The organism is Shewanella sp. M-Br (assembly GCF_036245925.1).
Taxonomy (GTDB): domain Bacteria; phylum Pseudomonadota; class Gammaproteobacteria; order Enterobacterales; family Shewanellaceae; genus Shewanella; species Shewanella oncorhynchi.
The window spans coordinates 36,617-46,394 of record NZ_BJBV01000031.1 but is presented as its reverse complement, the minus strand read 5'-3'; the positions used below and the strand labels follow the sequence as shown (position 1 = coordinate 46,394).

Genomic DNA, 9,778 nt, shown 5'->3' with positions numbered 1-9,778 from the left:
GCTTCTGCAGGGATTTTTATTGAAGATAAGCTGAATAAGCGACACTGACGTCATAGAGTCTTTAGCGGCAATACGTTATTAGCGCATCCCTTCGAGCACTTGCACTCTCTCCTTGGCCCTTGCTGCATAGTCGTTTGAAAACCGCTCTGCCATTTCAATGCTCTGCTGATAAAGCGTTAACGCTGCTTTAGCATCGGCCGGTCCACCCTCGCCTTTATCTAACAGCGTTGCGAACTGGAAGTAAGCATTGCCTAGAATATCCGCCTGCAAACCTTGTTTAGCACCCAAGGTTGTCACTTTTTCTAACCAGAATCGCGCGTTAACCGTATCTCGATAGGGTTCCAATAGCAGGATATTGGCAAGTTCAGCGGCGGCGTAAAGATCTCGCTCGGCGGCAATGATCCAAAACTCCTCGCTCTGCTCAAAATCCTCTTTAAAGTAGTAATAGGTTTCGGCAGCATCTCGCGCTAAATCAGGTTGAGCTTTAACGCTTTGGCGATAATTTTCCAATGCCGTTGTGGCATTAAAGTAAGGGGAGCAAGATAACACTTGATAAAACGCCATCAGACTTCTTGCCTCAGGCAACCCTTGGTCAACTAGCTGATTTAACTGCTGCCATGCTTGCGTTTCACGAACCTTATCCGCACCTGTATTAACCAAGCCACGCTCGATAACCGATAAAGGTAAACGGATTAACTCAAGCTTTGCCGCGTTATCGCCAAAGCTCGCGGCGCGTTCCAGCCAATAGATCTTTTCATCGGCACGCCCCGCGTAACCCGCTTGATCTCGCATCCAATGCAGCGCCTCAATATCGCCAGCTTCAGCGGCTTCACGGTAATATTTCTGTGCCTTAATTTTATCCTTGGGTAAGGCGTGTCCAAGCTCATAGATACGTGCTAACAATCGTTTATCAGTAGCCTTTGAACTCTGAGCTAAGGTATTGATTTGTGATTCAGGTTTACCATAGGCATACAATTCCACATCACCGTTAGCATAAGTATATTGAGTACCATCGGGATAATTCACTTCAACCGTATCAGGCTGATACCAAACATTGACCTCATACTGTTCGGCAATCTGTGGATTAAAATTCACCCGCATCACAGCCTCATCACCGCGGCGAATCGCTTGAGTATAAGGACTAGCCCATAGGCTAGAAATTTGCTGCAAACTGCTTTTCAGCCTAGCCTCGAAGGGTTTGTCTTCCTTAGGAGAATGAATAAATACTGGATAGTAAACTGGCGCTAAAGATAAAGGCGTAGTCGCAAGCAACGAATTATCCGCCTCGCTACCCGCATGAATAGGATCGATATTAAGTTCATGACTTAAATAAAAATCATCGTGGGGTGACACTTGAGTCGGCAACGTCGTTTGGCTAGCAACTTGTGCCGCATCCACAACAGAAGTGCGCTGCAACTTAGCAAGGTATTGTTGTTTAAGTGCTTTAGCCCTTTGCCACAACGGATGGTTCGGCAGTATTGTCACATCGAGCATTAAATCCTCAAGCCGCCACTGACAATCGCCGCCACCATTTAAAGCTAAGGGCAGCGAAAACTCACTCGCTTTGCTACCACTGCTAATCACTTGCCGTAGCACTGAGGTTTCTTCGAATGTCGCGCGGTAGGGATTAGCAATATCACCACTGGGAAAACGGATTTCCTTTCGAGTACAAACAGATGAGACGTAATAACCGACAAGTTCTAATTGCGTATTAGCAGGTAATACACCAACGAACTCGAAACGCGGACTGTCTACAGGTGCAGTCACTTGATCGACGGGCAACTCACTACGAAATAAGGAATCCCAAAAAGAGGCCATGACGGGAGAGGCAAACATCAATCCAGCCGAGCAAACCAAATATAAAAAAGCCCTATGAAAGCAATGTAACAAACTCATAATGCCAGCTCTCCGTCGCTGATGAGGCAAATCCACTCGCACTTAAACACTCGCTTAAATACAACAAAGATCATTAAGTTATCGACAAAAAATTAAGCCAACGCGTTTAGCCGTTGGCTTAAATCATAACGTATTTACAGGCAAGTTGAACCCATGCCTCTCAGTCTAGGCTCGATAAACCCAGCGCATAAAACTCAACTTAAGCACTTCGCAGTCTAGCAAGCACATCCTTGGCCTTCAATTCCGCCATAGCGACATAGGCCACTGGCACTACAAATAACGAGAAGAAAGTGCCCGCTAACAGACCTCCAACTAAGACTAAACCTATGTTAGCTAACCCTAACGAGCCCGGTCCCGATGCCAAGGCTAAAGGAATCGCACTTAAAATCATGGTTAAAGACGTCATTAGAATCGGTCTTAAACGAGATTTGGCACTGCTTCGCGCCGCCTCAATCGCACTCAAACCTTGGTCTTGTTGCTTATTGGCAAACTCCACCAGCAAGATACCGTGCTTAGTCACTAGCCCCACTAAGGTTAATAAACCAATCTGCGAATAGATATTCACACTCTGGCCAAACAAGGCTAAGGTCAATAACGCACCGACAATACACAAGGGCACAGTCAGTAAGATAATTAAGGGATCGACAAAACTTTCGAACTGCGCAGCCAAAATCAAATAGATAAACACCAATGCCAGCAAGAATAGCGACTGAGTGCCCGCCTGCGAATCCATAAGATCCTTTACCACGCCATTGTATTTAAAGCCTTGGGCATCATTAAGCAATGTCGGTAATTGTTCATCTAAGTAGGTTTTGATTTCATCAGTTGAATAGCCGGGCATAATATCTGCCGTCAATTCAGCGCTATCAAGACCCATAAACGTCTTAATGTTAGATTCTGCCGTAGTCTGTTTAATCGACACAAATTGCGATAATGGCAGTGCTTGCCCAGATTCAGAAGTGACATACAGCTTATTCAACACTTTAAAATCACTCAGTTTGTCTAAGTTTACTTGCACTTGAATAGGATAAGTAAAACCATCGGTAGCATGTAAGTCCGCCGCCTTCACTGAGCCAAGAAAGGTAGAAAGTGCATTAGTGACATCACCATAACTCACACCTGAAAGGATAATGGCGTTGCGATCGATAGACAGATCGTAGCGTAGTTGATCCCTAAGCACTGAGTTACCCACGTTATTCAGCCCAGGATAATCCTCGAGTAATTTTTGCACTTTGGCGGCGGTTTCGCTGAGTTCGTCCTTATTCCGATCTAAGGTCGTCAGCTCTAAACGCAAGTTATTGGCAATATTGAGGTTATTTGCTGAGCGAATGCTAAACGACATGTTATAGGCAGAAACGTTTTCCTTTGATGTTGTAATCAAGTCGCTGATCACATCATCTATACCCTCACTGCGCTCACCCCAAGGTTTGAGTAGCACATGGTTCACTGGCTCTCCCTCGATATAGGACAAGTTAGCCCCAACCGCGGGATGCTCGTCCATCACGCCATTAAGCTCAGCATTGTGATTGAGATGATACTGCCGACCGACACCGGTAGGGCCATTAGACGCCACATCAATAAAGCCAGAGTCCTCCGCAGGCAAGAGTATTTTGGGTAATTGCCAGTAAGCAATACCCGCAAGACCCACCAAAACCACAGCCGCGCCAAACATCAAACGCTTACGGAAAAGCCACTTATTCAGCTCATTGATATACAAATGATTTAACTGCTGCAGCGCATTCTCGACTCGGCTAAACCATTTAGGGTGTTGCTCAGTGGTATTGATAAGATAGGCGCTCATCATAGGCGACAAAGTCAACGCCACCACGCCAGAGATCATTACGGCCGCTGCTAAGGTAAAGGAGAATTGCCGAAACAGATCGGCGGTTAAGCCCGACATTAATCCGATCGGTAGATACACGGCGGCGAGCGTTAACGTCATCGCAATGATAGGGAAAATGATCTCCTGACAGCCTTTAATCGCCGCATTGAAAGGCGTTTCACCGTTTTCAATATGGCGATAGCAGTTCTCAACCACCACAATGGCATCGTCCACCACCAGACCAATGGCCAAAATAATCGCCAGAATAGTCAACACATTGATACTAAATCCGAGCGCCGACATCACAGCAAACACCCCAATCACGCACACGGGAATGGTAATAATGGGGATCGATGCCGCCCGCAGGCTACCCAAAAATAACACCACAATCAGCGAAACTAAGATCACTGCTTCAATCAACGCAGAAAACCCTTCGTCGATGGAGGCTTCAATAAAATCAGCCTGGTTGTAAGCCAAGTTCATTTCTAAGCCTTGGGGTAAATGTTTTTGCATGCGTGCAATTTCGGCTTTAATGTTCGAAGCCACTGTCACTGGGTTAGCGTTGCTCAGCGGTAAAATCTGCAATGACATTGCACTATGTCCACCGATAGACAACATACTCGGCGACAGACTTTCCTCGCCCATCACCACATCGGCGACATCGGACACGCGGATGATCTTACCCTCGCTAACCTTAATCACCAGATCCTTCACGTCTTCAAGCGTTTCAACTTGATTCAAAGGGTTAATCGAGAAATCCCGCGACTTACCTTTGATCGCGCCCGAGGTAAAACTGGCATTGTAGGAGCCTAACGTGCCCACCACATCGGCAGCTTTAATATTCAACGCCTTCATTTGTTCAGGATTGAGCCAAACTCTGACCGCCTTTTGTGAGCCGCCATAGGGGCCCCAAACGGCACCAACGCCTTGAACTTGTTTGAGTTGCGGTACTAACTGCTGGCTAATGTAGTCGTACATAGCCTGCTTTTCCATGCCTCCCGCGTTCACAAAGGTGATGATATTACTGGCAGAATCTGTGGCCGAGGTATCGTCGGTGACTGTGGGCTTATCTATCATGCTCTGGGGGAAATCGTTAATCCCTTCGACGCTGCTACGCAACTTGTTCATTAAGTTGGTGTATTCAATATCGCTGGTGTCATCATTGAATTTAATCGTTAATGAGCAACGCCCCTCGCTACAGTCGGTCGACATGGTATCGACTTTATCTATGCCCGAAGCCGCTGCAATCAACTTATCGGCCACGTTACTCGACATAAAATCGGCGCTCGCCCCTGCAATCGACGCATTCACAGATGCCGAGTGGGTGGTATGCTCAGGGAAGTATTGGATATCGAGTTTTTGAAAGGCAATCAAGCCCAGTAACACAGCCATAATACTGAGTACGGAGGCGAAGATAGGATGACGAATACAGACTTCGGGTAAACGCATTATTCAGCCACCTCAATATTTGGAGTAGCGCCTGAATCAGCACCTTTGTCAGCGCTTGATGTTGCCGCTTTATCTGCAGTGTTTCTATCCTGCACGACTTTGATCTTGCTATCGGACTTGAGGTTTTGCATACCCGTTTTAACGACTAAATCGCCTTCGGCTAAACCTTCAGTCACGACGGTATAACCGTCATTCGTATTTTGAGCGAGTTTAACCACTTGCTTTATTACGCTATCGCCCTGCACTAGCCAGACAAAACGTTCATCGTTATTGGCAATAATCGAATTTTGCGGCACTAATAGACGTTTAATCCCTAGACTATAGAACTGCTTAATGTTGGCGAACATGCCAGGAGCAAGCTTAAACTCAGGGTTTTCAAGGGCGGCATGCACTTCAACCCGTCCTGAGCTTTCATCTACCGCAGGAGCAACATAGTTAACTAACCCTTTGAATACCTTATTACCATAGGCCTCAACAGTCACATTCACCTTTTGGCCCTTTTGCGCCTTGCCTAAATCCTTCTGACTGATGGCATAACGCACTTCGACCGGATTTAAACTATAGAGGGTGACTAAGGCCGTACCAGCACCAATTTGACTACCGATAGACTGACTAAAGCTGGTCAACTGACCATCGAAGGGCGCCTTGATCAGGTAATCGTTCATGGTTGCTTGTTTCTGGCGAAAATCCGCATCGGCCAGATTCACATTTTCCCGTAGCTCATCCACATCTTGCTTAGCAAGCGCAAAGGGTTCTTTAATCAGTAAATCTTCGATACGCTCCAGCTTAGTTTTAGCCAGTGCTAAGGTGCTCTTGGCTTTGTCTAAATCAGCCTTGGCTTTAATGTTGTCCTGCTCGGCAATCACTTGGCCTTTAATCACTTTGTCGCCGTTACTAAAATGAATCGCGCTAATTTTTTCGCTAGCATTAAAGTTCAGCGTGGCTGAATCGATAGCGTTGATTTTACCGACTTCATTCACTACATCGGCAAAGGACGTTTCTTTAACGGCCTCGACCGTCACAGGGATGATGTCGACCTTGTCCGCCGACATCACGGCCATAGGGGCTAAAGCGAAAACACTCGCCAGTAGAAACGGCAAAGGCGCGAATAAGGGCGCCTTTGGGAGATGATGGGGATGGCTTTTTAATGAAATATCGCATGCACTGCGTGCTTGTTCAGTTACTCTTTGTATAAACAGCGTTCGTGTAAACATAGTATGCAAACCTATCGTTCTTACTATTCAACGGACATCCTATCCGACAACAGCAAACCGGATTGAACCCAAAACTAATACCAAGTCCCCCCAAAGTGCCTGTTTCAGCAATTTGAGGTTATTTGGGTATACAGCCTATAGGCTTAATCCCAGTCAGTGCCAGTAAAAACTCGGTTACACAACCAAACAAAACAATAACTTAACGATAAACTTAATAGTGAGCACTTAAATCACACAAACAACCATAAAATACAGCAAACTTGAAACAAGTGTAGAGCCAGCCTATTAGCAAGCCACTATTTACCTTTTAACAGGGCTCCGATGGCCTTTTTCACGTCTGCAAAACAGGGGCGCTGAGCCACATCTAACTGCATGCACTCGTCTTTAATCGCACTCAACTGTGTGTAGTACAGAGGGCCAATCGAGGCACTCACATAGGCAGATGCATCCACATAGGCCAACAGATCTTCAATCAAGCAACCAAGCGCCCGCACTTCAATAGCTTCTATCGCTAAGCGTTCTGCTGTCGATAGATTGCGTAAGTTTGATGCCGCACCAAAATCCCCAAACAATAAGCTCATCTGTTGATTAACCATAATATTATGGGCGTAGACATCACCATGGCTTACTTGTTTGGCATGCATGTGCGCCATTGCATCGGCCAACTGGTATGTGATTTTGGCGACTTCATCAAGGCGAAATTGGCTACCGTCTTTAAAGGTATCGCGAGTGCAGGTGACAAGACTTGGTGGTAGCCCTAAGTTACTAAACCCTGGCGGAATAAGTTCCATCACTAAACCCAATTGATCTTTCTGGCTAATGTGCGCCACGACCTTAATAAGGCTGGGATGATCACCCGTTGTGAGACAGCAATCTAACTCATCAGCGGGATAACCATCACTCGTCACTTCACCCTTAAAGAGTTTTACCGCAATCTGCGCCGACCCCGTCGCGGCTATCATGGTTTGATTCAACCAATCGCCTCGATAAATGACCCCAGATGCCCCTTCGCCAAGCTTCTCAGCCAACTTGATATCACCCAGAGTCACATTCGCCACTGTGGCCACATCGGCATGGGGATCGACTAAGGTATGGCTGAATGGATTTCCCGCAAAGGCGAGCCAAGTCAGTTTGGGCAAACTGAGTAACCAAGCTGGCAGTGCGTGGAGTTGATTGGCCGATAAACGCACTAACTCTAAGTTGCGGCAATTGGCCATCGACTCGGGCAAGGTTGTTAAACGGTTACCCGCTAAAGCTAATTTTTGCAGACGATGTAAATCGCCCATGGCCGCAGGCAATGTCTCAATGAGATTATCGGTTAGGATGAGCCAGCGGGTTTGCAGCGGTAATGCCGCAGCAGTCACTGTTTTAATTTGATTGGCCTTAAAGCCAATCATCTCTAAATTTGTGCAGCGCCCTAATGCCTCAGGCAAATGTTCAAAGCGATTATTCGAGGCGAAAATTATCTTTAAATGCGATAAGCGGTGTAAATCCTCGGGCAAAGTGCTCAGTTGATTATTCGATAAATCGAGGATTTCGAGGGTATCGGCTAAATCAAAAATCTCCCGCGGGAACTCGGTTAAATCCTCAACCAATTGTAAACGTGTGATCCCTTGTAACTGCCCTGCCCTTAACTGCGCTAACGTCTGCACTTTGCTACCCAAGTTAATGAAAAATCGCGGCTATGGTAGCGTATAAATCGACAAAGCTAAACGCAGGATCTGCAATCAAAGGGCGGCACAATCGGCCTTAAGACAACTTTGATACTATAGGTAAAACTTGGGGGAGCTATCCAGAAACTCGAAAACAGATTAGCATGTGCACCAATATGGAATGCCCAGTCAACTCATCACAGGACAATCATGCGGACACATTTTCGCCAAACGCACTCATTTACAGTGCTTATGCTTGCCATGCTAATGGCCCTACTGAGCGGTTGTGCTACAACATCAGCAAGCCCATCAACCACTGAATTCAATGCCACAGCAAGTGATGTCAGTAACGATAACGACCACTCGCCACAACAGCATCAAACACCACCCGCAGTGATTGAGCAGTACAGCGATGTGTGGGAAAAGATCCAACACGCCAATACCATTGATGTCCATGATGATGCCGAAGTACGTAAACAGCGTAACTTTTTCGATGATAAACAAAAATTTATGAATCAGGTTGGCGATCGCGCCGAGCCATTCTTGTATTACATAGTCAGCCAGCTCGAAGCGCGTAACATGCCATTAGAATTGGCGTTATTGCCCATAGTCGAAAGTGGCTATAACCCTTTAGCACAAGCTAACGGCCCCGCAGGACTGTGGCAAATGATCCCTGCTACTGGACGTAATTTTGGCTTAACGGTGAATTCAGCCTACGATGGCCGTAAAGATGCGCTGGCCTCAACCGATGCAGTGCTCGACTATCTACAGCACCTATACGACACCTTAGACAAAGACTGGATCAACGCCGTCGCCGCCTACAATACCGGTGAGCTAGTGATCAAAGCCGCCATTGATAAAAACAAAGCCAAGGGCAAACCTACGGACTTTTGGTCACTGGGTATCCCCGCTAAGCGAGTACAAACAGTCCCTAAGTGGCTGGCATTTATTCAGATTATTCGAAATCCCAACCACTACGGTTTAAAAGTCCCCCCTATTGCTAACCGCCCTTTCTTGGAAAGAGTGCCAGCACCTAATGGCGTAGATATTGGCCAGATTGCTAATGCAGCAGGGCTCAGCAAAGCAGAATTTAAAACCTATAACCCAGGCTTTCGCCAAGGTGTAATCCCCAGCAAAGGCAAATATCAAATCGCCTTACCGCTGGAAAACATAGGTCATTATCAGGAAAATCAGGACAAGCTCTACGCTCAAAAACGCTATGATAGCCAAAGCTATATCGTCAAATCTGGTGACAGCCTAGGCACAATCGCAGCCAAGTTTGATATGTCAGTGAAAGCATTAAAACAGGCCAACAATCTGACATCGGACCGCCTAAAAATCGGCCAAGAGCTCACACTGTTAACGCCAATGGCAGGCAATGATAATGAGCCTGAACCCACTAAAACCAAGGCGAAGACAGATAAAAAAGTGAGCAATAAGTCGTCGACCAAAGCTAAAGTGACTACCTCAACATCGGCCGATAAACCTGCAGTAAAAGCGACCACTTACAAGGTGAAATCTGGTGATTCGCTGGATAAAATCGCCCGTAAGAATAAGGTTAAACTGGCTGACTTAATGAAGTGGAACCAGCTCAATGGCAAAAGCATTATTAAGCCAGGCCAAGAACTGAAAATTTCCGAATAACGATTGTAGTTTGAACGGCAAAAAGCCCAACAAAGCGCGGTTCCCAAGCGCTGTGTTGGGCTTGTTTCTATCCCAATATCAGAGTTAACCGCCACAGTTCA

At 46.4% G+C, this 9,778-nt stretch carries 5 protein-coding genes; 1 reads left to right on the top strand and 4 read right to left on the bottom strand.

The features are described 5' to 3' along the window. Window positions 1–78 precede the first annotated feature (78 nt). The 4 genes from AAA952_RS20515 to AAA952_RS20500 form a co-directional block, all read right to left on the bottom strand. Window positions 79–1,896 carry a sel1 repeat family protein gene (locus tag AAA952_RS20515; protein ID WP_338259291.1) on the bottom strand — a complete coding sequence of 606 codons (1,818 nt, stop codon included), beginning with the start codon at window positions 1,894–1,896 and terminating at the stop codon, window positions 79–81. 199 nt (window positions 1,897–2,095) lie between these two features. Then, window positions 2,096–5,167, bottom strand: a complete 3,072-nt coding sequence (locus AAA952_RS20510; protein WP_338259289.1) for an efflux RND transporter permease subunit — start codon at window positions 5,165–5,167, stop codon at window positions 2,096–2,098. Next, a complete protein-coding gene (locus tag AAA952_RS20505) occupies window positions 5,167–6,381 on the bottom strand; it encodes an efflux RND transporter periplasmic adaptor subunit (protein WP_338259288.1) in 1,215 nt (404 codons plus the stop codon). Before AAA952_RS20505 ends, AAA952_RS20510 begins: the two co-directional genes overlap by 1 nt. 296 nt (window positions 6,382–6,677) lie before the next feature. Further along, the gene (locus AAA952_RS20500) at window positions 6,678–8,033 is read right to left on the bottom strand and encodes a leucine-rich repeat-containing protein kinase family protein (RefSeq protein ID WP_338259286.1); all 1,356 of its coding nucleotides are present in this window, start codon (window positions 8,031–8,033) and stop codon (window positions 6,678–6,680) included. A 210-nt stretch (window positions 8,034–8,243) separates the two neighbouring features. On the opposite strand from AAA952_RS20500, the gene AAA952_RS20495 reads away from it, so the two are divergent. Beyond that, on the top strand, window positions 8,244–9,677 hold the full coding sequence (locus AAA952_RS20495; RefSeq protein ID WP_263255587.1) for a LysM peptidoglycan-binding domain-containing protein: 1,434 nt from the start codon (window positions 8,244–8,246) through the stop codon (window positions 9,675–9,677). The last annotated feature ends 101 nt before the right edge of the window (window positions 9,678–9,778 follow it).

Coding starts and splice junctions, on each gene's coding strand:
- AAA952_RS20495 (WP_263255587.1), top strand. CDS start 8,244: ATGCGGACACATTTTCGCCAAACGCACTCATTTACAGTGCTTATGCTT.
- AAA952_RS20505 (WP_338259288.1), bottom strand. CDS start 6,381: ATGTTTACACGAACGCTGTTTATACAAAGAGTAACTGAACAAGCACGC.
- AAA952_RS20510 (WP_338259289.1), bottom strand. CDS start 5,167: ATGCGTTTACCCGAAGTCTGTATTCGTCATCCTATCTTCGCCTCCGTA.
- AAA952_RS20515 (WP_338259291.1), bottom strand. CDS start 1,896: ATGAGTTTGTTACATTGCTTTCATAGGGCTTTTTTATATTTGGTTTGC.